The sequence below is a fragment of the Modicisalibacter muralis genome, from assembly GCF_900102945.1.
GTDB lineage: Bacteria > Pseudomonadota > Gammaproteobacteria > Pseudomonadales > Halomonadaceae > Modicisalibacter > Modicisalibacter muralis.
In genome coordinates, this window is sequence record NZ_FNGI01000006.1 from 195293 (window position 1) to 218916 (window position 23624).

Consider the following 23624-nt stretch of genomic DNA (forward strand, 5'->3'; position numbering starts at 1 on the left):
CAAGAAGAACCCAAAGGAAGCAGGATGGCGCCTTTGTTTCGCCGTCGGGCGAATTCGCTGGCCGTCGTCATCTTGGTGGGGATTCTGGCATTGCTCGTGGCGATCAGCGTGTTCGCCTATGTCGTTTACCGCTCTCCCTATCAAACGGATGTCGGTTACGCTCCCGAACAACCCGTGCCGTTCAGCCACCAACATCATGTCGGCGGCTTGGGGCTGGATTGCCGGTATTGCCATAGCGGCGTTGAAACCTCGGATTTCGCCGGCATTCCACCGACCCTGACCTGCATGACCTGCCACTCCCAAGAGTGGACCAATGCCGAAATGCTAGCGCCGGTTCGCCAAAGCCTGACCACCGAAACGCCACTGAGCTGGACCCGCGTTCACGATCTCGCTGACTACGTCTACTTCAGCCATCGCGCTCATGTGAACAATGGGGTCGGTTGCGAGTCCTGCCACGGCCGCGTCGACAAGATGCCGATGACAGTACAAAAAGCACCGCTGACCATGAAGTGGTGCCTGAGTTGCCACCGCAACCCCGCCCCCAACCTGCGCCCACTTGATGAAATCACCAGCATGGGCTACTCGCCAGCGACCGATGGCGCCTCCGGCCAGATGTTGATGCAGCGTTACCGCATTCACCCCGACACCCTCAAGGAGTGCGCGACATGCCACCGATGAAGGCCAGCAACTGGCAATCGCTGCGTGGCGAGCTCGACGGTCGGCGCGGCGTGCAGTATTGGCGCAGTCTCGAGGAATTGGCCGAACAGCCGAAATTCGCTGAATTTCTCGCCGATGAATTCCCACGCTGGCATGCACTATGGGAAGCCCCGGTGGCGCGCCGTCGAGTGCTCAAGCTGATGGCCGCGAGCCTCGCGCTGGCCGGGCTGACGGGCTGCGAAAACCAGCCCGAAGAACGGATCGTGCCCTATGTGGACATGCCCGAGGGCCTGACGCCGGGCATCCCCCGCCAGTACGCCACCAGCGCATTGATCGACGGCTACGCGCATGGCGTATTGGCCCAGACTCACGAAGGCCGCCCGGTAAAACTCGAGGGCAATCCCGAGCACCCCTCGACGCTCGGTGCCTGCGACATCTTCTCGCAGGCATCCGTGCTGTCGCTCTACGACCCCGACCGCGCCAGCGCCGTCAAACAGCGCGGCCACGTCGCACCCTACCGGAATTTTCTCACCGACTTGCAAAGCCAGCGAAGGGCATGGAGCGCCAGCCAGGGCGAGGGATTGGCCATCGTCACCGGCTCGTTGACCTCGCCGAGCGAACTCGCCCAATTGCAGGCGCTGCTGGCGCGTTGGCCCCGCGCGCGTTGGCACCGGCACGTCGCTGTCGATCGCGGCTCGCTGTACGACGGCACTCAGCAGTTGTTCGGCACCACGGTGGAGCCCGTTTACCGCTTCGAACGCGCTCGGGTGGTGGTTTCGCTCGATGCCGATTTCCTGCAAAGTCAGCCAGGTTTCCTGCGCTACGCTCGCGACCTGATGGCCGGCCGGCGTCCGCGCGACAACGACAACGCGCTAACCCGCCTGTATGTCGCCGAAGCCACGCCTACCATCACCGGCAGTGTCGCCGATCATCGCCTCAGGCTACGCGCCGATCGTATCGAGATACTGGCCCGCCAGCTCGCCACGGCGCTGGGTATCGCAGGGCTGAAAGCCAGCGAACCAGCCCTCGACGACGCCTGGCTAAGCGCCGTCGCCGACGACCTGAGGCGCCAGGCGCCCGACGTGGCGCTGGTCGCCGGCGATCAGCAACCGGCCGCGGTGCATGCCATCGTCCAGGCCATCAACCATCGCTTGGGAGCTTACGGCAACACCGTGACAGCTATCGAGCCTGTAGATGCCAGCCATCGCGCCATGCCGCTTGCTGCGCTGGTGGAGGCCATGCGGGCCGGCGATATCGACAGCCTGATCGTGATGGGCAGCAATCCGGCCTATAACGCGCCGGGCGAGTTGGGCTTCGCCGAGGCCTGTGGCCAAGTGCCCTGGCGCTGCCATTTCGGCGAAACTTTCGATGAAACCGCGCGACTCATGCACTGGCACATCCCCGCCACGCATCCACTCGAAACCTGGAGCGATGCCCGTGCTCACGACGGCACCATCAGCCTGCTGCAACCGATGATTCGCCCGCTGCACGGCGGTCTTACGTCGTTGCAGTTCTATCGCGGCCTGCTGGACGGCGTCGAAGGCGACCCACGCGAACTGCTGATGGCCTTCTGGCGCGAGCGCGACGGCAATGGAGATTTTGAAGCCCGCTGGCGGCGTTGGCTGCATGACGGCATGATCGCCGACAGCGCCGCCGCACCAGGCAGCGTGGCACCACAGCCCAACTGGCAAAACGCGCTACCGGAAAGCGCGCCCACCGATGCCGAGCTCGTTCTGCAGTTGAGTCCCGACCCCGCGCTATGGGACGGTCGCCATGCCAACAACGGCTGGTTGCAGGAGCTACCGAGGCCGCTGACCAAGCTGACCTGGGATAATGCCCTGTTGATCGCCCCGGCGCTGGCCGAGGCGCGCGGGCTCGGCGAGGGCGATGTGGTGCGCCTCGCTGTCGGCGAGCGCCATGTCGAGGTACCGGTCTACATTCTGCCGGGCATGCCGGACGATAGCGTGACGCTTACCCTCGGCCATGGGCGCCCTGGCGCCGGGCATGTCGCCGAAGGCATCGGCAGCGACGCCTATCGGCTTCAGCGCGTTGCCACGCGCTGGGCGATGCCGGCCAGCCTGGAAGCGACCGGCGAACATCGCGAACTGGCGACCACCCAGAATCACCATGCCATCGAGGACCGCGACCTGATCCGGGTCGCCAGCCTGGAGACGTATCGAAACAACCCGCGCTTCGCCCAGCATGAGATTCCCCACGAGTCGCTGTACCCCGAGCCTTGGCCCGCCGAGCGCAAGTCGCAATACGCCTGGGGCATGGTGATCGATCTGTCGTCGTGTATCGGCTGCAATGCCTGCGTGACCGCTTGCCAGGCGGAGAACAATATCCCCATCGTCGGCCCCGAGGAGGTCAAGCGCGGCCGCGAGATGCACTGGATTCGTATCGATCGCTACTTCGAAGGCCCGCTCGACGATCCACAACTGGTTTTTCAGCCGGTGACCTGCATGCACTGCGAAAATGCCCCTTGCGAGTATGTCTGCCCGGTCGGCGCCACGCAGCATACCGCCAGCGGCTTGAACGCGATGGTCTACAACCGCTGCGTGGGAACCCGCTATTGCTCGCAGAACTGCCCCTACAAGGTGCGCCGTTTCAACTGGTTCCAATACACTGGCCAGGAAGCCACTTACAGTCTGCCCAAGGCCGTGCAAAACCCGGAAGTTACCGTGCGCGCGGAAGGAGTGATGGAGAAATGTACCTACTGCGTACAGCGCATCATGCGCCGAACGCTCGATGCCGAGCTCGAAGGCCGTGGACTGAACGAGGGCGAACTGCAGACCGCCTGCCAGCAGACCTGCCCGACCCGGGCCATCGTTTTCGGCGATCTCAACCGTGAGGATAGCGAGGTCGCACGGCTAAAAGAGCACCCACTGCATTACGCCATGCTAGCGAATCTCAACGTGCGCCCACGCACCACTTATCTCGCTGCCGTCACCAACCCCAATCCGGCGCTGGAATCCAGTACGACGGCAATGGCCGTGGATCAAGCGACGCACAAGGCGCGGACGACGGTCGGCCATTACACGCCATCCGCCCCATCAACCGATACCTCGGGAGGGCAGCGCGCATGAGCCACGAGCCGCAACCCTTGCTTCCGAGGGAGTTGACTCACGCCCGCCTGACCCAGCGCATCAGCGATCTGGTGCTGCATCAGCGCTCGCCGCTGGGCTGGTGGATAGCGCTGGTCATCTGCGCGCTGCTTACCCTGATGCTACTGGTGGCAATCTGGGTGCTGTTTTCCACCGGCGTGGGCATTTTCGGCCTGAATATTCCAGTGGCCTGGGGCTTGCCGATCGTCAATACCATCTGGTGGATCGGTATTGCCCATGCCGGCACATTGATTTCGGCGGTGCTGCTGCTCACGCGACAGCCATGGCGTGCTTCGATCAATCGCTTTGCCGAGGCCATGGCGATGTTCGCCATCGTCTGCGCCGGTATGTACCCGCTGCTGCATCTGGGGCGGGCGGAGTTCTTCTACTACCTGCTGCCCTATCCGGACACCATGGACCTGTGGCCGCAGTGGCGCAGCCCACTGGTATGGGACTTCTTCGCCATCACCATGTATCTGGTGTTTACGTCGTTATTTCTGTTCATGAGCCTGTTGCCGGATCTGGCCACGCTGCGCGACCGGGCGACCCATCGCTTCCAGCAATATTTCTACGCGATCCTGGCGCTCGGCTGGCGCGGCTCGGCCACCCACTGGGCGCGCTACGAAAAGGCCACGATGATTCTTGCCGCGGTTGCTACGCCGATCGTGGTCACGGTTACCGGCATCATCTCGCTGGATCTCTCGGTGTCCATCGTGCCGGGCTATCACTTCACGATCTTTCCGCCCTATTTCGTGTGTGGCGCCTTGTTCTCGGGCTTTTCCACGGTGGCCCTGCTGGCGGTGTTGCTACGCTCGTTGTTCGGCCTGCGCGACCTGGTCACCGATATCCATCTGGATTATCTCGGCCGCATGATGCTGCTGTTCGGGCTGGCCGTCACCTATGCCTATACCCAGGAGATGTTCACCGCCTGGTATTCCGGCGAGGATTATTACCGCTACGTGTATATCGACCGCTGGACCGGTCCCTATGCGCCGGTCTGGTGGAGCATGATCTTCTGCAATGCCGTGTTGATACAGCTACTGTGGTTCAAGCGCGTGCGGCGCTCCGGCATCGCCATGTTGTGCCTGGCGTTGACCAGCAATCTCGGCATGTGGCTGGAGCGCTTTCAGATCGTCTTCACCTCGACGCATGCCGACTACATGCCCGCCAATTGGGATATCAACTGGCCCACTGGCTGGGACTGGGCTGCCTACTTCGGTTCGCTGGGGCTGTTCGGCTTCCTGCTGTTGCTGTTCGTGCGGATCATGCCGCTGATGTCGATGCACGACATGCGTGCGCTGATCGCCCTTCGGCGCGGAGGGCGAGACGATGGCTGATCCGCGTCATGCCGCTTCGGCCGTCTCGCTGCTGGCACGTTTCGACAGCGCCGAGGCGCTGCTCGCCGCGCTGACCGGCCTGCGCGCCGACGGCCACCGCCGATTGGAGGTTTTCAGCCCCTATCCGGTCGCGGGTGTGGCCGAGAAGCTGGCGTTTCGGCCACGCTGGGTACCGATCGTCTCACTGGCGCTGACGATTGGCGTGGTGATCGCCGGCTATTACATGCAGTGGTATAGCGCGGTTGTCGATTACCCTTATGTGGTCGGCGGCAAACCGCTACATAGCTGGCCAGCGTTTATCCCGGTGGTGGTCGCGCTAGGGCTGCTCGCCGCGGTCATCGGCGCGGTGGTGGCGATGATCGCCGGCAACCGTTTGCCCCAGCCTTATCACCCCGCCTTCGAGGCCGAGAGTTTCCTGCGCGCCAGCGACGATGCGTTCTTCGTGCTGCTCTCGTTCGAGAACAGTGACGACCGCCAGCGCCTGTCGGAGCGCCTGCGAGAATTGCATGCGCAGGAAATTCAGGAGGTGCCACGATGACGCGCCTCGCACGCCCATGTATCGCTGCCCTCTTGGCCTTGAGCATGACCTTGAGCATAGCCGCCTGCGATCAACCGCACATGGAAGATCAGGCCAAGTACGAGACATTCGAGGCGGCGCCAGAATGGGCCGACGACCAATCGGCGCTGACTCCGGTGCCCGGCAGCGTCGCTCGCGATGCCCGTCTCGGCCCGGTACCGGACGAATTGCCGATGCCACTGACCGCCGAACTGCTCGAACGCGGTCGCGAGCGTTTCAATATCTATTGCTCGCCCTGTCATGCACGCACCGGCAGCGGCCACGGCATGGTCGTACAGCGCGGTTTTCCTCAGCCACCGACCTTTCACAGCGAGCGTTTGCGCCAGGCACCGCTACGGCATTTCTACGACGTCATCAGTGACGGCTTCGGGGTGATGTATGCGTACCGCGACCGCGTGGCGCCAGAGGATCGCTGGGCCATCGCGGCGTATATCCGCGCGCTGCAACTCGCGCGCCACGCCAGCCTGGCCGATGTGCCCGCCGATGTTCGTCAACGGCTGAAGCGTGGCGACGCAACTAAGGTGACGCCATGAGACGCGCTATCATGATTATCGTCATCGTCGCTCTGGCTGTTTGCCTGCTGGGCGTAGCCATCGACCTGCGTTCCTTCCTTCAGGCCTGGCTGGTGGCGACCCTGACCTGGGGCATGTTGCCGCTTGGTGCGGTTGCGGTGCTGTTGATCCATGGCCTGACCGGTGGTGCCTGGGGCAACGAGAGTCGCTATCTATGGCAAGCGCTGGCGTCGACCACGCACCTGTTCCTGCTGGCCATGCTCGTGCCGCTGCTTGGCATGAGCTGGCTGATGCCCTGGACGGCGCCGGTGGAGACGTTGCCGGAGGTCGTGCGCCACAAGCTGCTGTATCTCAATATGCCATTCTTCGTCATACGCAATCTGTTGTACGCGTTGATCTGGGGCGGACTGGCCTGGTGGTTGTGCCAGCCGCGCCAGCATCGTCGCGCCCACGCTCCCGGTGCCATCCTATGGGTACTGGCCTTCACTTTCTTTGGCTTCGACTGGTTCATGTCGCTGGAGCCGAAATTCTATTCGGATGTCTTCGGCCTCGAACTGATGACGCTAGCCGTCTCCTCGGCCATGGCGCTCGGCCTGCTGCTGTGTGCGCCAATGCTGCGCCCGGCAATACGCAGCGATATCGCCAACCTGTGGCTCGGCATGTTGCTTGGCTGGGCGTTCATGGCCTTTTCACAGTTGATCATCATCTGGTCCGGCAACATGCCGCACGAAATCGGCTGGTATCTGCAACGCACCAGCGGCTCCTGGCGGCCTATCGGACGCCTGGCATTCGCGCTGTTCCTGTTCGTGCCTTTCTTGATGCTGCTGTCGTCATCGCTCAAGCGCCGCGCGAGCTGGCTACAAGTGACGGCAGCGATCTGCCTGGTCGGCCATGTCCTGCATATGCAATGGATGCTGTGGCCAGCCTTTTCCAAATGGCCGGCAAACCAGGCCTGGCTGGGGCCGGCCGCGCTGATTGCGGTTGGCGGTCTTGGCTACTTATGGCTGTCACGCGCGTTGTCCACGAATCTGAACAGGAACCTGAGCGAGAACCTGACGGGACGTGCAATCGAGCAGGGGGGTCGTCATGGCTGATAGTGAACCGCGCCACGAGATGCGCGATGCCCCCGCACGCGTACCGCTTGTCGTAATCGTATTCATGGTCGTCTTCGTACCACTGGGCCTGGGTCTGGTCTGGGTGCTGTTGAACACGGTCTGGTCGACACCGCCGTCTATCGATGATCCCTTTGCGGACAAAACTTCGCTCATGGCTCCGGTAGAGAGCCCCGCGCCGGCCCTACAACCATCGCCACAATCCGACCTGGCGGCATTCGAAGCACGCATGACACGCGAAATGTCCCATTACGGCTGGGTCGATCGTCAAGCCAATATCGTTCGTCTACCCATCGAACGTGCCATGACGCTACTGGTCGAGCGCGGCCTACCGCCACGCCAGGGGCCGGTGCCCGACCGGCGCCTGCCGCCCAATCCGGATCCCGATGCCGCGACTCAGTGGGTAGCGCCACCGCCCGCCAACGGCGCCGAGGAGGCAAGCCCATGAGAACACGACGCGCCGTTCATGGCCTGACGGGCTACGTGGCGGGCTATTTCTGTCTCGCACTGTCGCTGCTGCCCGCTTGCGTGCTGGCCGTGCCAACGCCCGAGAAGCAACAGGCGATGATCGAACAGGTCAACTACCAACAGCATATCGGCGCGAAACTGCCCAGCGGGCTGCGCTTTCAAGATGCCGAAGGGAATCACCTGGCGTTCGATTCGCTGATCCGCGACAAGCCGCTGATATTGGCCATGGCCTGGTACAACTGCCCGCAACTGTGCCCGATGCTGCTCGACCGCATCGCCGCGGCGACCGAGAATCTACCGTTCGATCGCGATGCCTACCGCGTCGCGGTGGTCAGTATCGCCCCCGATGAAGGGCCGGCGGATGCCCAGCGCATCAAGCACGAACTGCACCGTCGCCATGGCGAGCTGACCGATGGCTGGCACCTGCTGACCGGGCGCAAACCGGCCATCGATGCCCTGGCCAATTCGCTGGGCTTTGAATATGCCTATGACGAAGCCAGCGGCCAGTACGCGCACCCAGCCGGGCTGGCAATCATCGCGCCCGGCGGCACCATCAGCCAATACCTGCTGGGAATCCGCCCCGCGACACCGGATCTGCGCCTGGCACTGACCAAGGCCGGCCAGGGTGAAATCGGCAGCCCGGTGGATCGGATACTGCTGCGCTGCTATCGCTACGACCCCGAAACCGGCGAGTACACCCTGGCGGTGATGAATCTGCTGCGCGTGGCTGGTGGCGGCACGGCATTGGCCCTGGTAGGCGCGGTAATCTGGATGCGACGGCGGGAGCACTCATGAGTTCAGAGACAAGCGCGTTACCCGACTACCTGCCCGAGGTATCGAAGGGCCTGACGCTGATGCCGGAGCAGGCATCCGCGATGGCTGGCCGAATCGATACGCTGTATATCGCGTTGGTCGTGATATGCGGCCTGCTGACGGTGGTCGTCTTCGCGCTGATCGCGGTCCTCGGCTATCGCTATCGTGCCAACAGCCGAGCCAATCGCGAGAGCCAATCCAGCGAGCACACTCATCGCCGCGTCGAACTCGGCGTGCTGGCGATCATGCTGGTGATCTTCATGGGGCTATTCGGCTGGGCCAGCAGCTTGTATCTGGACATGTTTCGGGGTCCATCCGCGGCGATGACCATCAATGTGATTGGCAAACAATGGATGTGGAAGGTCCAACACCCGGACGGCACACGCGAGATCAACACCATTCACGTCCCGGTCGACGAGACCATCAATTTGCGGGTCACGTCCCAGGACGTCATTCACAGCTTCTACCTGCCGGCCTTTCGCCTCAAGCGCGACGTGCTGCCCGGTAGCTATCGCGAGGTCTGGTTCACGGCCGACAATCCGGGCGTGTATCGGCTGTTCTGCGCCGAATACTGCGGCAGTTATCACGCCCAGATGCGCGGCAAGATCGTGGTCATGGAGCAGGCCGACTACCAGCAATGGCTGACCCGCCAGGGCGAGAGCGAAGCACCAGCGGTGAGCGGAGCGCAGCTGTTCCAGAGCTACGGCTGTAGCGGCTGTCATATGGGCAAGACCGGCATTCAGGCACCCAGCCTGGCCGGTGTCTTCGGCCGCGCGGTGCCACTGGCCGGCGGAGCCACGATGATCGCCGATGAAGCCTACCTGCACGACTCCATCGTGCAGCCGCAAAAACACGTGGTGGCGGGTTTCGATCCGATCATGCCGAGTTACTCCGGTCAGATCAGCGAGGGTGAAATCCTGCAGATCATCGCTTACATCAAGTCACTCGAGCCGCTGGACTGGAAGACCAACCCATCTCAGAACCCAACCCAGGGAGAAGCGCAGCCATGAGCGGGCCAAGAGCCATGAGCGAAGGGAGAAAGCCATGAGCGTAGCCACGGACCCACGCTGGCCTCGCGAGCACTATCTCAGCGAAGGCTTCCGTCTGCGCGACTGGCTGCTAACCACCGATCACAAGCGCATCGCCTGGCTGTATCTGGCATCGATCACGGCGTTTTTCTTCCTCGGTGGTACCGCCGCGCTGCTTATCCGTCTCGAGTTGATCACGCCACCCGGCGACCTGGTCAGCGCCGATACCTATAACCAGCTATTCTCGCTGCACGGCATCGTGATGGTGTGGTTCTTCCTGATTCCCTCGATTCCCGCCACGCTCGGCAATTTCCTGATACCGATGATGGTCGGCGCCAGGGACCTGGCGTTTCCCCGGCTCAATTTGCTGTCGTGGTATATCTACACCCTGGGTGGGCTGTTCACACTGGCGGCGGTGATCGGTGGTGGCGTCGATACCGGCTGGACCTTCTATACCCCCTACTCGACGATGTTCAGCAATAGCGCGGTGATCGCGGCGGCGGCAGGCGTGTTCATCGTCGGCTTCTCGTCGATTCTCACCGGGCTGAATTTCATCGTCACCACGCACAAGATGCGCGCCCCCGGGCTGAGCTGGTTCCGCCTGCCGTTGTTCGTCTGGGCCAACTATGCCACCAGCCTGATCATGGTGCTGGCAACGCCGGTGCTGTCCAGCGTGCTCATGCTGATCGTCGTCGAGCGGCTGCTCGGCATCGGTATCTTCGACCCGGCATTGGGCGGCGACCCGCTACTCTTCCAGCATCTGTTCTGGTTCTATTCGCACCCGGCGGTCTACATCATGATCCTGCCCGGCATGGGCGTGGTTTCGGAGATCATCGCCTGTTTCTCGCGCAAGCCGGTGTTCGGCTATCACGGCATGGTCATTTCGATCATGTCGATCGCGGTGTTCGGTTTCATCGTCTGGGGCCATCATATGTTCGTCGCCGGTCAGAGTATCTACGCCGGCATCATGTTCTCGTTCTTCACCTTCCTGGTCGCCCTGCCCTCGGCGATCAAGACCTTCAACTGGACGGCCACGCTCTACAAGGGGCGAATCACCTTCACAGCACCGATGATCTACGCGCTATCCTTCGTCGGCCTGTTCACCATTGGCGGGCTTACCGGCATCATTCTGGCGTCCATCGCCATCGACGTTCACGTTCACGACACCTACTTCGTCACCGCGCATTTTCACTACATCATGGTCGGCGGCATGGTCACCGGTTATCTCGGCGGCCTGCACTTCTGGTGGCCGAAGATGACCGGTCGGATGTACTCGGAGTTGTGGTCCAAGGTCGCGGCATTGGCCTTGTTCATCGGTTTCAACCTGACGTTCTTCCCGCAGTTCATCCTCGGCTACCTGGGCATGCCACGCCGTTACCACGAGTATCCCGTCGATTTCCAGGTGCTGAATGTCATGTCGTCGCTGGGGGCGGGCGTGCTGGCGATCGGTTATCTACTACCGCTGTTTTACCTGTTCTGGTCGCTGCGCTTCGGGCCCGCTGCCGGCGGCAACCCATGGCGAGCCAAGGGCCTGGAATGGTGGACCGATTCGCCGCCGACCAAGCACAACTTCCACCGCATACCGCGTGTCACGGAGTCGGCCTATGCCTACGACCCAACCGCTGAATGAAGCCGGGCAGGTCGCCGAACAGTTCAATGACATCGACCAGCAGGTCCAGTCCAACCTGTTCGGCATGTGGCTGTTCCTGTCCACCGAACTGCTATTGTTCGGCGGTGTCTTCGCCGGCTTCATCGTATTTCGAGTGATCCATGGCGAGGCCTTTGCCGCCGCCGCCGGCCATCTCGATCTGATGCTCGGCTCGCTGAATACCGCGCTGTTGCTTACCAGCGGCCTGACCATGGCGCTCGCCGAACAACTGGTCAATAACACCCGGCGGCGCGCCACGCTGGTCATGCTGCTCGCGACCATCGCGCTAGGCGCGATATTCATCGGTATCAAGGGCTATGAGTGGTATCACGAATACGAACACCACCTGATGCCCGTTCTCGGGCTGCCCTTCGAATATCCGGGTGAGCATCCTCAGCAGGCCGAGCTATTCTTCAATTTCTACTTCACCCTGACCGGCCTGCACGGTTTTCACATGCTGGTTGGCCTTGGGTTACTCAGTGTCATCGCCATCCTGACATGGCGCTGGCGCGACCCGCCCCGCATCGCGCGGCAAGTCCAGATCAGCGGGCTCTACTGGGCTTTCGTCGACGTATTGTGGATCGTCGTTTTCTCGTTACTCTATTTACTGCGCTCATGACCGACTACCGCCTTTACCTGCTGACCTGGCTAGCGTTACTGGCACTGCTCGCCTGCGCCGTGGCGGCGACCCATTGGCTGGCTGGCTGGCTCGCCTGGACCACGGTCGCGCTATGCGCGCTGGCGATGGCGTCGCTGGTCATCATCCTGTTCATGGGACTGCGCCACGCCAATGCCCTGCTGCGCGTCTTCGGCGTGGGCGGCGTGCTGTGGCTGGGCTTCCTGGTCGTGCTGACGCTCGCCGATTATCTGACGCGCTAATACTTCATGATACCCATTTCATCGACTCCATGGACGGCTTCGCCAGTTGGAGATCAGCCTCAGCCAGGGCGCCGAGTGGAAGACACTCATCAGCAAGTACATCGGAACCATTCCGCTCAGCGGCGACGTACTGTGCGCAGCTGAGCAGAGCATATCCAGCGAGCCGTCACCAAGAACACCCGTAAGCAGTGCCATGATTGCGAACGTCGGCGCGGCCGCAAGGCATAACCAGTCGGCTGCGCCGAAGGAGTCCTCGGTGCGGCTTTCATGACGGATGGCGCCGCAGGCGCGTCTGCCGGTAACCATGTCGTGATATCTCCCATCCCCCGCTTGCGCCAACGAAATCCATTATTTTGGCTCAGCGCTCGTCGTACTCGTCGTGGTGGCGCCACCAGGCGCCCGTCTCGTTGCGCCCCCTGGGCGCGCGATCGAGCCACTGGTACATGCCCCAGAGGCCATCCAGCCCGCGCGCATAGGTGGAATAGGTGTGGTAGATGACGCCGTCCTCGAGCACGAACGCGCTCATACCCGGCCTCTCTCGATGGTACGTGGCCACGTCAGTTCCACTCATCGCGGCGAACTTGGCTTCCGCTCCCTCGCCGCCACCTTCCTGGCCCGCGCGCCACTCAAACGCCACCTCGCCCCGATAGTTGTATTCGACTCTCCCTTCGCGCCGTTGCTCTTCGGTGAACCCCACGCTGAAATCAAAATTGAAATCGCTGCCGTGTGAGGACGCCCAGGGAAACGTCCATCCCATCCGCCGTTTGAATGCCTGCAGCTTGTCGAGCGGAGCGCGTGAGATCGCGCTCATCGCTACATCGTGGTTCTCGAGGTGGACGGCAAAGCCGTCGAACCCGTCTGCGATCGCCGAACAGGACGGACACCCTGCCGTGTAGTCAGGCCCGAACATGAAGTGGTAGACGAGGAGCTGCGAACGCCCTCTGAAGAGGTCTGCCAGCGAGGCGCTCCCTTCATCGGTTTCCAATCGGTATTCCTTGTCGACACGGACCCACGGCAGCTCCTGACGTCGCCGCGCCAGCTCATCGCTGCGGCGCGTGAGCTCCTTTTCCGCCTCGAGCAGCTCGAGCCGCGCTGCCAGCCATTCCTCACGTGTCCCGATCATGTGCTTCGTCATCATTCTTCTCCTGAATGGTCGTTGGTGATGAGATAGCCTATGCATTGGACATCGAGCGGTGGGAGTAACAAGTGTGACGGGATTCCGATGGACTCGCTGATCACGGCTGCGGCGCATGCACTGGCGTCGGGTGATCCCCTCGGCGCATTGAAGCGCGTCGCGCTGCGCGACGATGCGCCGGCGCTCGCGCTTCGCGGCATCGCGATGGCGCAACTCGGCGAGTTCGATCGATCGAAGCTGCTCCTGCGCAGTGCGGCGCGCGCCTTCGGCCCGAAAGAGGCCGTGGCCCGCGCGCGGTGTGTCGTCGCCGAGGCCGAGATCGCGCTGGTCTCGCGCGACCTCGGCTGGCCCGTGAAGGCGCTCGACATAGCGCGGGTGACACTCGAAGAGCACGGCGACCGGGTGAACGCCGCGCATGCACGGAATCTCAAAGCCCGACGCCTGCTCCTGATCGGGCGCCTCGACGAGGCCGAACGTACGCTCGCCGAGTTCGATCCCACACACTTCCCGCCCGCGTTGAGGGCCGCCCACGAGCTGGTCGTTACGGGGCTCGCGATACGCCGCCTGCGGACGAAGACGGCACGCGCTGCACTCGCTCGAGCCGAGCACGACGCGCGCGATGCCGGTATCCCTGCGTTGATGGCAGAGGTCGAAAGCGCAACTCTCGTGCTGGCCACGCCCGCGGCACGCCTGATTGCGCACGACGAGGAGCGACTCCTTCCACTCGAGGAAGTTGAAACGCTACTGGCATCGAAAACACTCGTCGTGGACGCGTGCCGTCATGTCGTGCGTGGCGCAAGCTTAACGGTCTCGCTCGCAACGCGTCCCGTGCTGTTCGCGCTCGCACGCACGCTGGGCGAAGCATGGCCCAAGGACGTGGCGAGAGACACGCTCATCGCGCGGGCATTCCGAACGACATTCAGCGATGAATCGCACCGTGCGCGGTTGCGGGTCGAAATCGGGCGACTCCGCGCGGAGCTTCGGATGCTGGCCGGCGTAAGCGCGACAAGGCGAGGATTCAAATTGGTGGCGCTCAACGCACGCGAGATCGTCGTGCTGGCGCCGCCCGTCGAAGAGCGACATGCGGCGCTGCTCGCCCTTCTCGCCGACGGTGAGTCGTGGTCGAGCTCGGCCTTGGCACTTGCTCTCGGCACCAGCCAGCGCACCGTGCAGCGCGCGCTCGACTCACTTGCAGCGACAGGCAAGGTGCAGTCGTTTGGTCGCGGTCGAGCTCGTCGTTGGCTGACCCCACCCGTGCCGGGGTTCCCGACAACCTTGTTACTCCCCGCTCCACTAGCCGGTGACTAACATGGAAGCCTCAATCCCAAGTGAAAAGGATGCAGACATGAAACGATCAGCAGCCGAAATTCTTCATGAGCATGGCCCCTTTCCGGGTGCCGATAGTGTGCATGGGGTCACCTATGACGGTCAGCACATCTGGTTCGCGTCCGGCGACAAGCTGAACGCCCTCGACCCAGCGAGCGGGAAGACACTACGCTCGATCGATGTCGCCGCGAATGCAGGAACGGCCTTCGACGGCCGATACCTGTTTCAGATCGCCGAGGATCGCATCCAGAAGATCGACCCGCAGACCGGCCAGGTGCTGACCACGATCCCGACGCCCCCCGGCGGCGGAATTTCGGGGCTAGCGTGGGCCGAAGGGTCGCTCTGGGTGGGGCAGCATCGGGAGCGGAAGATCCAGCAAGTCGACCCCCAAACGGGAGCGGTTCTTCGCACCATCGAGTCCAACCGCTTCGTCACCGGGGTCACCTGGGTCGATGGAGAGCTCTGGCACGGCACCTGGGAAGGTGACGAGAGCGAATTGAGGCAGATCGATTCTCGAACGGGAGAGGTGCTGGAGAGGCTCGAAATGCCGCCTGGCGTGGGCGTTTCGGGGCTAGAGTCCGATGGTGGCGATCGGTTCTTCTGTGGTGGCGGAAACAGCGGCAAGGTGAGAACCGTCCGCCGGCCCAGGCGAGACTCTGCAGTCAGCAGCGACTAGCGCACCATGAAGTAAAAAAGGTGATGGCTCCCCGAACAGGACTCGAACCTGTGACCCAATGATTAACAGTCATTTGCTCTACCAACTGAGCTATCGGGGAATGACAATGTGAGGTATCGGCGGGAGGCTGGCTCCCCGAGCAGGACTCGAACCTGCGACCCAATGATTAACAGTCATTTGCTCTACCAACTGAGCTATCGGGGAATCGCCGAGACGCGGTGTTCGTGGATGCTGGCTCCCCGAGCAGGACTCGAACCTGCGACCCAATGATTAACAGTCATTTGCTCTACCAACTGAGCTATCGGGGAACATCCTTGAACACGCGGCGTAGTATACCCATCGCGCTGTATTCGTCAAGGCTGACCCGCTCTACGGCCCCTACTCCATCGCATAACGATACGCTTGACCCGGCATAACGAAAGCGCCCGCCACGGCTGAGCCTGGCGGGCGCTTCGGTGTTCTGGTGGCTACGCCCTGATTCGAACAGGGGACCCCATCATTATGAGTGATGTGCTCTAACCAGCTGAGCTACGTAGCCATGGCCGCATCATGCGCGACGGGGGCGAATTATGCCCGCTGCCAATCGCCTTGGCAACCCTGCCTTTTCACCTCCGGCGCCGTCAGGAATACGTCCGCTTCAGATATCCAGCGCCTCCTTGACCGCCGGCAGGCCCGGCTTGCCGCTAACGGTCGTGACGCCCTCGAGCCAGCCATCGAGCACGTCAGGATGCGCCTGCAACCAGCTACGCGCAGCGGCACGCGGCTGTTCGCCACCATCCATGATCGCGCCCATTATCTGGTTTTCCATATCCAGGGTGAACTTGAGGTTGTTGAGCAAGGTACCGACGTTCGGGCACTCATCGACGTAACCGGCACGTGTATTGGTGTAGACCGTGGCGCCGCCCAGGTTGGGACCGAAGTAATCATCGGCACCCGCCAGATAGGCGATATCGAAGTTGGTATTCATCGGGTGCGGTTCCCAGCCCAGAAATACCATCCACTCGTCACGGCCGGTCTTGGCGCCGAGCTCCGCCAGCATGGCGGCTTCGGAGGAGTCGATCAATTGCCAGTCGCCGAGGCCGAAGGCGTCATCGTCGATCATGCTCTGGATCAACAGGTTGCCATCGTTGCCGGCCTCGATGCCATAGAGCTTGCTGTCGAACTTGGCGGCATGCTCGTCGAGGTCCTCCACCGAGGTGACACCGGCATCATGCACGTATTGCGGTACCGCCAGGGTGTATTTGGCGCCTTCGAGATTGGCATTCAAACGGTCGACCTGGCCCTTCTCGATGTAGGGATCGCTGATCGATGCCATCGACGGCATCCAGTTGCCCAGGAACACGTCGAAGTCGCCGTTCTTCATCCCGGCGTAGGCGATCGGCACCGAGCTCGTGTTGCTGGTAGTCTCGTAGCCCAGCCCTTCCAGAACTTCGCGGGTCAGCGCGGTGGTCGCGGTGATATCGGTCCAGCCCACTTCGGCGAAACTCACCGTCTGGCAGCTCTGCGGTACCTCGGCCATGGCCATGGGCGCCATGGCCATCAGCAGGCCACTGGCAATCATTTTGGTGGGGGTCTTGGCATTCATTTTTTGGCGTCTCCTGCGTCTGTGATCATCTCGCCGCCGGACAGACAGTCCAGCGGGGAATCCGATAAAATCGTTTCATGCGATGGAGCGTTTCGCTTTCCACTATAACAATAATTTTTATTGATTGAACGTTCAATAAAAACATAGCACACTATCAACCAACGGTCCGTGATTCACGGCAGCCCAGTACAGGAGACTGTCCGGTGCCAAAACTCGGTATGCAACCGATACGCCGACGCCAGCTTATTCAAGCCACCATGGAAGCCATCGACGATGTTGGGTTGGCCGATACCACGGTGATGCGCATCGCCAAGCACGCAGGCGTGTCCGCCGGCATCATCAGTCATTACTTCGGCGGCAAGGATGGCCTGCTCGAAGCCACCATGCGCCAGGTTCTCGGTGACCTGGGGCATACCGTGACCCAGCGCCGGATGACGCTGCCCGAGGACACCCCACAGGCCCACATCCGCGCGATCATCGACGGCAACTTCGACCGCAGCCAGGTCAGCCAGTCGGTGATGAAAACCTGGCTGGCATTCTGGGCGTCGAGCATGCATCGCCCCAATTTACAACGCCTGCAGCGGGTCAATGACCGGCGCCTGTATTCGAACCTGTGCTGCCAGTTCCGTCGCTGCCTGCCCAGGCAGCAGGCACGCAATGCCGCGCGGGGGCTGGCGGCGATGATCGACGGTCTGTGGCTACGCGGCGCCCTGGCTCCCGAGGGTCTCGACGTCGATCGCGCGCGCCGCCTGGCCTATGACTATCTCAACGAGCAATTGGCGCGTAGCCCACATCATTCAGGAGGACACCATGGCCACATTCGCAATCCAGCAGCTCTATATCGGCGGTAACCGGGTGGATGCCACCTCCAACGATACCTTCGATACCATCAACCCGGCCAATGGCGACGTGCTGGCCAGTGTTCAACAAGCATCGCAAGTCGATGTCGATCGTGCCGTCGAATCGGCACGCGAGGGACAAAGAGTCTGGGCGGCGATGACCGGCATGCAGCGCGGTCGCATTCTCAATCGCGCCGTTGCGCTTTTGAGAGAGCGGAATGATGAATTGGCGCACCTCGAAACGCTGGATACCGGCAAGCCAATCAGCGAAACCAGCGTGGTGGATATCGTCACCGGCGCCGATGCGCTGGAATACTTCGCCGGCCTCGCTCCGGCCATCGAAGGCACGCAGATTCCGCTGCGCGAGACATCGTTCGTGTATACCCGCCGCGAACCGCTGGGCGTGATCGGCGCTATCGGCGCCTGGAACTACCCGCTGCAGATCGCCTGCTGGAAGAGCGCCCCGGCACTGGCCGCCGGTAACGCCGTGGTCTTCAAACCCAGTGAGGTCACCCCGCTCTCGACGCTCATGCTGGCCGAGATTCTCACCGAGGCTGGCCTGCCCGATGGTGTGTTCAACGTGATTCAGGGCGCGGGTGATGTCGGTGCCATGCTCACCGGGCACCCTGGCATCGACAAGATCACCTTCACCGGCGAGGTCGGCACCGGCAAGAAGGTGATGTCGGCCGCCGCCGGCTCGACGCTCAAGGAAGTGACCATGGAGCTCGGCGGCAAGTCGCCGCTGATCGTGTTCGACGACGCCGACCTGGATCGCGCCGCCGATGCGGCAATGATGGCCAACTTCTATTCCAGCGGCCAGGTCTGCACCAACGGCACCCGCGTGTTCGTGCACCGCTCGGTGAAAGACGCCTTCGAGGCCAGGATCGCCGAGCGCGTGGCACGCATCAAGCCCGGCGATCCGCTCGATCCAGAGGTCAATTTCGGCCCGTTGGTCAGCTTCGAACACCTCGAGAAGGTGCTCTCGTATCTGGAGCTGGGTCAGCAGGAAGGCGCACGACTGCTCGCCGGCGGTAATCGCATGGATGAGGGAGATTTCGCAAAAGGCGCCTGGGCCGCCGCCACGGTATTCACCGATTGCGACGACGACATGCGCATCGTGCGCGAGGAGATCTTCGGCCCGGTGATGGCGATTCTGACATTCGACGACGAAGAAGAGGTCATCCGCCGCGCCAACGATACCCACTATGGCCTGGCGGCGGGACTATTCACCGAGGGGCTGAATCGCGCCCACCGAGTGATTCAGCGCCTCGAGGCCGGTATCTGCTGGATCAACACCTGGGGCGAATCGCCGGCGGAAATGCCGGTGGGCGGTTACAAGCAGTCCGGCATCGGCCGCGAGAATGGCCTTTCGTCGCTCGACCACTATACCCAGATCAAGTCCGTGCAGATCGAGATGGGGCCTTTCGAGTCGGCGTTCTGAGACGCCTCACCCGTTGAATGGGGCTGCCTTGGCGGCCCGCAAGCCCGATTCCAGACAGGAGAGCCCTTAATGAACCAGGCTCGTGAATACGATTACATCATCATCGGCGCCGGCTCGGCCGGCAACGTGCTCGCCACACGGCTGACCGAAGACGCCGATGTCAGCGTGCTGCTGCTGGAAGCCGGTGGCCCCGACTATCGCTTCGATTTCCGCACCCAGATGCCCGCCGCGTTGGCCTACCCGCTACAGGGCAAGCGCTACAACTGGGCCTTCGAGACCGATCCCGAGCCCTACATGAACGGGCGGCGCATGGAGTGTGGGCGCGGCAAGGGCCTGGGCGGCTCGTCGTTGATCAACGGCATGTGCTACCTGCGCGGCAATGCGCTGGATTATGACAACTGGGCCAAGACGCCGGGGCTGGAAGACTGGAACTATCTCGAGTGTCTGCCCTACTTCAAGAAGGCCGAGACCCGCGATATCGGTCCCAACGTCTACCACGGCGGCGATGGCCCGGTGTCGGTGGCCACGCCCAAGCAGGGTAACAACGAGCTCTACGGCGCCTTCATTCAGGCGGGCATCGAGGCCGGCTACCCAGCCACCGACGACGTCAACGGCTACCAGCAGGAAGGCTTCGGGCCGATGGATCGCACCACTACGCCCAACGGGCGGCGCGCCTCCACCGCGCGGGGCTACCTGGATATCGCCAAGGGCCGTTCCAACCTGACCATCGAAACCCACGCCGTGACCGATCGTATCCTGTTCGAGGGCAAGCGCGCCATCGGCGTGGCCTATGCACGCCAAGGGCAGGCGCAAGAGGTTCGTGCGCGTCGAGAAGTGCTGCTCTGCGGCGGCGCCATCGCCTCGCCGCAGATCCTGCTGCGCTCGGGCGTCGGCAACCCCGAGCATCTGGCCGAGTTCGACATCCCGGTGGTGCATGGATTGCCCGGCGTCGGCGAGAACCTCCAGGACCACCTGGAGATGTACATCCAGTACGAATGCAAGAAGCCCATCTCGCTGTATCCAGCGCTCAAGTGGTATAACCAGCCGAAAATCGGCGCCGAGTGGCTGTTCTTCGGCAAGGGTATCGGCGCCAGCAACCAGTTCGAGGCGGCCGGCTTCATCCGCACCCACGACGCCGAGGAGTGGCCCAACCTGCAATATCACTTCCTGCCGATCGCCATCAGCTATAACGGCAAGAGCGCGGTCCAGGCGCATGGTTTCCAGGCCCATGTCGGCTCGATGCGTTCGGTGAGCCGTGGACGCATTCGCCTCACCTCGCGCCACCCCAACGCCGCGCCAAGCATCCTGTTCAACTACATGGCCGACGAGAAGGACTGGCAGGAATTCCGCGACGCCATCCGTATTACCCGCGAAATCATCGCCCAACCGGCGATGGATGCCTATCGCGGGCGCGAGGTCTCGCCGGGGCCAGACGTACGAACCGACGCCGAACTCGACGAATTCGTCAGGCAGCATGCCGAAACGGCCTACCATCCCGCCGGCTCCTGCAAGATGGGCTCTGACGACATGGCCGTGGTCGATGGCGCCGGCCGCGTACATGGCCTGGAGGGGTTGCGCGTGATCGACGCCTCGATCATGCCGCTGATCGCGACCGGCAACCTCAACGCGCCGACGATCATGATCGCCGAGAAAATAGCCGACAAGGTGCGTGGCCGCGAGCCGTTGCCCAAAGCCGATGTGCCCTACTACGTGGCCGGCAATGCGCCCGCCCGCGACGTCGTTACAACCTGACCTTCGGCGACTAGGCTCTTCTTGCCTCGACTTTCCCCTTGGCCCCGCTATCGCGGGGTCTTTTTTGTGCATCGTTTGCTTATTTGCATCGTCCCCGCGCACTATCGCCACAATGCACGAAAAGCTAGTCACGCGGTGCTGGTCAACCGGCAACAAATGAACTATCTTTGAGAATTCAAACAAGTGTTCGAAATTGCCTAACGCTGTTGATCGACCACGGAGACCTCCATGTTGCAACTCATCCTGATCGTGCTGGCCATCGCCGGCCTGCTGGCGATGATGCGCCGCGAAGCCGGCGCCTACGCGGCGCTGGGCGTACTGGCGGTGCTTGGCATCGTCGGCCTGCTGTTCGGCGCCCCGCTGTTGGGCATCATCCTGTTGATTGGCGCCGCCGTGGTGGCCGCGTGCGGCGTGCCGGCGCTGCGTCGAGCCTGGCTCTCGCCACGCGTCTTCGCGCTCTTTCAGGATGCCGCGCCCAAGGTCTCCGACACCGAGCGCTCGGCGCTGGAAGCCGGCACCGTATCCTGGGACGGTGAGCTGTTCTCGGGCAAGCCACAGTGGCAGCGCCTGCTCGATTACCGCGATGACGGCTTGAGTGAAGAGGAGCGTGCCTTCGTCGAGCACCAATGCTCGGTTGCGGCCGCCATGTGCAATAGCTGGGAGATCTCGCGCGAGCGCGCCGACCTGCCCGAGGCGCTATGGGAATACCTAAAGAAGGAAGGCTTCTTCGGCATGATCATTCCCAAGCAATATGGCGGCCTGGGCTTTTCGGCCAAGGCGCAATCGGCGGTGCTTCAGAAGCTGGTCGTCGACGAAACGCTGATGATCTCGGTGGGCGTGCCCAATTCATTGGGGCCAGGCGAGTTGCTGCTCAAATACGGTACCGAGGAGCAGAAGGATTATTACCTGCCGCGGCTGGCCGACGGTCGCGAGATCCCCTGCTTCGGCCTGACCGGCCCGCGCGCGGGGAGCGACGCTACGTCCCTGCCCGATGTCGGCATCGTTTGCCGTGGCATGCACAACGACGAAGAAGTTCTCGGCCTGCGCCTGACCTTCGAGAAACGCTGGATCACCCTGGCGCCGATCGCCACGGTGGTCGGCCTGGCATTTCGCATGTTCGATCCCGATAACCTGCTCGGCGACGAAGCCGACCGTGGCATCACCTGCGCGCTGATCCCCCGCGACACCGAGGGCATGGAAATCGGTCGCCGCCATCATCCGATCGGTAGCCCGTTCATGAACGGCCCCATCGTCGGCAAGGACGTATTCATCCCGCTCGACTACATCATCGGCGGTCCGGACATGGCCGGCCAGGGCTGGCGCATGCTGGTCGAGTGCCTGTCGGTAGGCCGCTGCATCACCCTGCCCTCCGGCGCCTCCGGCGTGGGTCGCTATGCCATCGGCTGGGCCGGTGGCTTCGCCCGCATTCGCCGCCAGTTCAACATGCCGGTGGCCGACATGGAGGGCGTGCAGGAACCGCTGGCACGCCTCACCGCGCATGCCTACATCGCTCAGGCGGCGGTCATGCAGACCGCCAACCTGATCGACCACGGCGAGAAGCCCTCCGTGCCGTCGGCGATTCTCAAGAGCCAGTTGACCGAGTTCCAGCGCAGCATCCTGGCCGATGCCATGGATGTTCACGGCGGCCGCGCCGTCACCCTGGGCCCGCGCAACTACCTCGGCCAGGCCTGGAGCGCCGTGCCGGTATCAATCACCGTCGAAGGCGCCAACATCATGACCCGCAACCTGATGATCTTCGGTCAGGGGGCGATTCGCTGTCATCCTTACGTGCTGGAAGAGCTGGCCGCCAAGGACGCCAACGATGCCCGCGCCTTCGACAAGGCCTTCTTCAGCCACGCCGGGCTGATTTTCGGCAACGCCGCTCGCGCCTTCACCCTGGGCCTGGGCATCGCCAAGCCCAGCGTGCCGTTCGATGAAGTCGCCGCGCCCTACGCCAAGGATGTAGCGCGCCTCTCGGCCGCCTTCGGGCTGTGCGCCGATGCCGCCATGGCCAGTCTCGGCTCCACCCTCAAGAAGCGCGAAATGCTCTCGGCGCGCCTCGGCGACGTGCTGTCCAATCTGTACCTGACCTCAATGGTGCTCAAGCAGTGGCACGCCGGGGATAACGTCGAACACGAGGCCGCGCTGCTGCACTATAGTTGCCGCACGCTGTTGTTCCGCGCCGAGCAGGCATTGGTCGAGCTACTCGACAACCTGCCCAATCGCGCGCTGGGCAAAACCCTGGCGGCGGTGGTCATGCCCCTGGGCCGCAAGTGGAAAAAACCCGAAGACGCTCTCACCCGCGAGATTGCCGAGGCGATTTCCAGCGATACGCCGTTGCGCCACAAACTGATCGCCAATACCTGGAACACTCACCAGGAAGGCGAGCAGGACAATCCGCTGGCGCGCTACAACGCGCTGCTCGCCGAGTACGGCCGGGCCGAGCCGATCTATCGCGCCATCAACAAGGCCTATGCCAAGGGCACGTTGCCCGCCGAGGCCCTGCACCCCGAGCAGCGTCTGGAAGCCGCGTTGGATGCCGGTTTGGTCAACGAGGAAGATGCCGTCTTCATGCGTCGCTTCGAGGCCGAGGTACTGGAAATGCTCAGCGTCGACGACTTCCCCTTCGACGCCTTCGCCACCGAGAAAGGCAAGGTGGTCTGGCACGACGCCGCCTGACAGCATCTTTGCCAATGCAATCGCCCCGGCCTGGATGGCCGGGGCGATGCGTTTCT

General features: G+C 62.7%; 20 protein-coding genes and 4 tRNA genes. 18 read left to right on the forward strand and 6 right to left on the reverse strand.

The genetic code is table 11. The annotated features are described in order from the left end of the window. The first annotated feature begins 24 nt into the window (after positions 1-24). The 12 genes from BLR92_RS12040 to BLR92_RS12095 are packed head-to-tail and all read left to right on the forward strand — an operon-like array spanning position 25 to position 12135. Positions 25-678, forward strand: a complete 654-nt coding sequence (locus tag BLR92_RS12040) for a cytochrome c3 family protein (RefSeq protein WP_089728871.1) — start codon at positions 25-27, stop codon at positions 676-678. Next, positions 666-3743 carry a TAT-variant-translocated molybdopterin oxidoreductase gene (locus BLR92_RS12045; RefSeq protein WP_089728873.1) on the forward strand — a complete coding sequence of 1026 codons (3078 nt, stop codon included), beginning with the start codon at positions 666-668 and terminating at the stop codon, positions 3741-3743. Before BLR92_RS12040 ends, BLR92_RS12045 begins: the two co-directional genes overlap by 13 nt. Continuing rightward, positions 3740-5098, forward strand: a complete 1359-nt coding sequence (gene nrfD / locus BLR92_RS12050; protein WP_089728875.1) for an NrfD/PsrC family molybdoenzyme membrane anchor subunit — start codon at positions 3740-3742, stop codon at positions 5096-5098. The genes BLR92_RS12045 and nrfD overlap by 4 nt, the downstream gene beginning before the upstream one ends. After that, positions 5091-5636, forward strand: a complete 546-nt coding sequence (locus BLR92_RS12055) for a DUF3341 domain-containing protein (RefSeq protein ID WP_089728877.1) — start codon at positions 5091-5093, stop codon at positions 5634-5636. Before nrfD ends, BLR92_RS12055 begins: the two co-directional genes overlap by 8 nt. Then, positions 5633-6208: a c-type cytochrome gene (locus tag BLR92_RS12060; protein WP_089728879.1), complete on the forward strand. Its 576-nt coding sequence runs from the start codon at positions 5633-5635 to the stop codon at positions 6206-6208. The genes BLR92_RS12055 and BLR92_RS12060 overlap by 4 nt, the downstream gene beginning before the upstream one ends. Further along, the gene (locus BLR92_RS12065) at positions 6205-7281 is read left to right on the forward strand and encodes a hypothetical protein (protein ID WP_175488797.1); all 1077 of its coding nucleotides are present in this window, start codon (positions 6205-6207) and stop codon (positions 7279-7281) included. The genes BLR92_RS12060 and BLR92_RS12065 overlap by 4 nt, the downstream gene beginning before the upstream one ends. After that, entirely contained in the window at positions 7274-7747 is a 474-nt protein-coding gene (locus tag BLR92_RS12070; RefSeq protein WP_089728881.1) for a hypothetical protein, read from the forward strand. Before BLR92_RS12065 ends, BLR92_RS12070 begins: the two co-directional genes overlap by 8 nt. After that, positions 7744-8562 (forward strand): SCO family protein, encoded by an 819-nt coding sequence (locus BLR92_RS12075; protein ID WP_089728883.1) that lies wholly within the window; start codon positions 7744-7746, stop codon positions 8560-8562. The genes BLR92_RS12070 and BLR92_RS12075 overlap by 4 nt, the downstream gene beginning before the upstream one ends. Next, positions 8559-9590, forward strand: coding sequence for a cytochrome c oxidase subunit II (gene coxB, locus BLR92_RS12080; RefSeq protein WP_089728885.1), 1032 nt, complete (start codon positions 8559-8561; stop codon positions 9588-9590). The genes BLR92_RS12075 and coxB overlap by 4 nt, the downstream gene beginning before the upstream one ends. A gap of 34 nt (positions 9591-9624) precedes the next feature. Further along, entirely contained in the window at positions 9625-11238 is a 1614-nt protein-coding gene (locus tag BLR92_RS12085) for a cytochrome c oxidase subunit I (protein WP_089728887.1), read from the forward strand. Continuing rightward, positions 11213-11875, forward strand: coding sequence for a cytochrome c oxidase subunit 3 (locus BLR92_RS12090; RefSeq protein WP_089728961.1), 663 nt, complete (start codon positions 11213-11215; stop codon positions 11873-11875). The genes BLR92_RS12085 and BLR92_RS12090 overlap by 26 nt, the downstream gene beginning before the upstream one ends. Further along, positions 11872-12135 (forward strand): cytochrome C oxidase subunit IV family protein, encoded by a 264-nt coding sequence (locus BLR92_RS12095; protein ID WP_089728889.1) that lies wholly within the window; start codon positions 11872-11874, stop codon positions 12133-12135. The genes BLR92_RS12090 and BLR92_RS12095 overlap by 4 nt, the downstream gene beginning before the upstream one ends. Before the next feature lie 358 nt (positions 12136-12493). On the opposite strand, the gene BLR92_RS12105 is transcribed toward BLR92_RS12095, so the two are convergent. Beyond that, a complete protein-coding gene (locus BLR92_RS12105) occupies positions 12494-13273 on the reverse strand; it encodes a DUF899 domain-containing protein (RefSeq protein ID WP_245704194.1) in 780 nt (259 codons plus the stop codon). Between the two features lie 84 nt (positions 13274-13357). Here BLR92_RS12105 and BLR92_RS12110 point away from each other — a divergent pair, with 84 nt between their 5' ends. Both BLR92_RS12110 and BLR92_RS12115 read left to right on the forward strand, forming a co-directional pair. After that, complete coding sequence (locus BLR92_RS12110) at positions 13358-14578, forward strand: helix-turn-helix domain-containing protein (protein WP_089728893.1); 1221 nt, start codon at positions 13358-13360, stop codon at positions 14576-14578. Position 14579: 1 nt separating this feature from the next. Next, the gene (locus BLR92_RS12115; protein ID WP_245704195.1) at positions 14580-15272 is read left to right on the forward strand and encodes a Vgb family protein; all 693 of its coding nucleotides are present in this window, start codon (positions 14580-14582) and stop codon (positions 15270-15272) included. A gap of 24 nt (positions 15273-15296) precedes the next feature. Here BLR92_RS12115 and BLR92_RS12120 read toward each other — a convergent pair. The 5 genes from BLR92_RS12120 to BLR92_RS12140 form a co-directional block, all read right to left on the reverse strand. After that, positions 15297-15372 (reverse strand) — tRNA-Asn (locus BLR92_RS12120). A gap of 28 nt (positions 15373-15400) precedes the next feature. Next, positions 15401-15476, reverse strand: a tRNA-Asn gene (locus BLR92_RS12125). A 28-nt stretch (positions 15477-15504) separates the two neighbouring features. Continuing rightward, positions 15505-15580 (reverse strand) — tRNA-Asn (locus BLR92_RS12130). A 153-nt stretch (positions 15581-15733) separates the two neighbouring features. Next, positions 15734-15810: transfer RNA gene (locus BLR92_RS12135), tRNA-Met, on the reverse strand. A 99-nt stretch (positions 15811-15909) separates the two neighbouring features. Beyond that, complete coding sequence (locus tag BLR92_RS12140) at positions 15910-16812, reverse strand: choline ABC transporter substrate-binding protein (RefSeq protein ID WP_370659224.1); 903 nt, start codon at positions 16810-16812, stop codon at positions 15910-15912. Between the two features lie 248 nt (positions 16813-17060). Between BLR92_RS12140 and betI the strand changes: the two genes are divergently transcribed. The 4 genes from betI (at position 17061) to BLR92_RS12160 (ending at position 23568) form a co-directional block, all read left to right on the forward strand. Then, complete coding sequence (gene betI, locus BLR92_RS12145; RefSeq protein WP_175488798.1) at positions 17061-17708, forward strand: transcriptional regulator BetI; 648 nt, start codon at positions 17061-17063, stop codon at positions 17706-17708. Continuing rightward, on the forward strand, positions 17668-19137 hold the full coding sequence (gene betB, locus BLR92_RS12150; RefSeq protein ID WP_089728901.1) for a betaine-aldehyde dehydrogenase: 1470 nt from the start codon (positions 17668-17670) through the stop codon (positions 19135-19137). The genes betI and betB overlap by 41 nt, the downstream gene beginning before the upstream one ends. 69 nt (positions 19138-19206) lie before the next feature. Further along, positions 19207-20889, forward strand: a complete 1683-nt coding sequence (betA, locus tag BLR92_RS12155; RefSeq protein ID WP_089728903.1) for a choline dehydrogenase — start codon at positions 19207-19209, stop codon at positions 20887-20889. Positions 20890-21117: 228 nt separating this feature from the next. After that, positions 21118-23568, forward strand: a complete 2451-nt coding sequence (locus BLR92_RS12160) for an acyl-CoA dehydrogenase (RefSeq protein WP_089728905.1) — start codon at positions 21118-21120, stop codon at positions 23566-23568. Positions 23569-23624 lie beyond the last annotated feature (56 nt).

Bases quoted from the DNA above. Each gene is read 5' to 3' on its own strand.
- nrfD (WP_089728875.1), top strand. From the start codon at position 3,740: ATGAGCCACGAGCCGCAACCCTTGCTTCCGAGGGAGTTGACTCACGCC.
- BLR92_RS12105 (WP_245704194.1), bottom strand. From the start codon at position 13,273: ATGATGACGAAGCACATGATCGGGACACGTGAGGAATGGCTGGCAGCG.
- coxB (WP_089728885.1), top strand. From the start codon at position 8,559: ATGAGTTCAGAGACAAGCGCGTTACCCGACTACCTGCCCGAGGTATCG.
- BLR92_RS12140 (WP_370659224.1), bottom strand. From the start codon at position 16,812: ATGGCCATGGCGCCCATGGCCATGGCCGAGGTACCGCAGAGCTGCCAG.
- BLR92_RS12040 (WP_089728871.1), top strand. From the start codon at position 25: ATGGCGCCTTTGTTTCGCCGTCGGGCGAATTCGCTGGCCGTCGTCATC.
- BLR92_RS12160 (WP_089728905.1), top strand. From the start codon at position 21,118: ATGTTGCAACTCATCCTGATCGTGCTGGCCATCGCCGGCCTGCTGGCG.
- betB (WP_089728901.1), top strand. From the start codon at position 17,668: ATGGCCACATTCGCAATCCAGCAGCTCTATATCGGCGGTAACCGGGTG.
- BLR92_RS12110 (WP_089728893.1), top strand. From the start codon at position 13,358: ATGGACTCGCTGATCACGGCTGCGGCGCATGCACTGGCGTCGGGTGAT.
- BLR92_RS12060 (WP_089728879.1), top strand. From the start codon at position 5,633: ATGACGCGCCTCGCACGCCCATGTATCGCTGCCCTCTTGGCCTTGAGC.
- BLR92_RS12075 (WP_089728883.1), top strand. From the start codon at position 7,744: ATGAGAACACGACGCGCCGTTCATGGCCTGACGGGCTACGTGGCGGGC.
- BLR92_RS12055 (WP_089728877.1), top strand. From the start codon at position 5,091: ATGGCTGATCCGCGTCATGCCGCTTCGGCCGTCTCGCTGCTGGCACGT.
- BLR92_RS12065 (WP_175488797.1), top strand. From the start codon at position 6,205: ATGAGACGCGCTATCATGATTATCGTCATCGTCGCTCTGGCTGTTTGC.
- BLR92_RS12085 (WP_089728887.1), top strand. From the start codon at position 9,625: ATGAGCGTAGCCACGGACCCACGCTGGCCTCGCGAGCACTATCTCAGC.
- BLR92_RS12070 (WP_089728881.1), top strand. From the start codon at position 7,274: ATGGCTGATAGTGAACCGCGCCACGAGATGCGCGATGCCCCCGCACGC.
- BLR92_RS12090 (WP_089728961.1), top strand. From the start codon at position 11,213: ATGCCTACGACCCAACCGCTGAATGAAGCCGGGCAGGTCGCCGAACAG.
- BLR92_RS12115 (WP_245704195.1), top strand. From the start codon at position 14,580: ATGGAAGCCTCAATCCCAAGTGAAAAGGATGCAGACATGAAACGATCA.
- betA (WP_089728903.1), top strand. From the start codon at position 19,207: ATGAACCAGGCTCGTGAATACGATTACATCATCATCGGCGCCGGCTCG.
- BLR92_RS12095 (WP_089728889.1), top strand. From the start codon at position 11,872: ATGACCGACTACCGCCTTTACCTGCTGACCTGGCTAGCGTTACTGGCA.
- BLR92_RS12045 (WP_089728873.1), top strand. From the start codon at position 666: ATGCCACCGATGAAGGCCAGCAACTGGCAATCGCTGCGTGGCGAGCTC.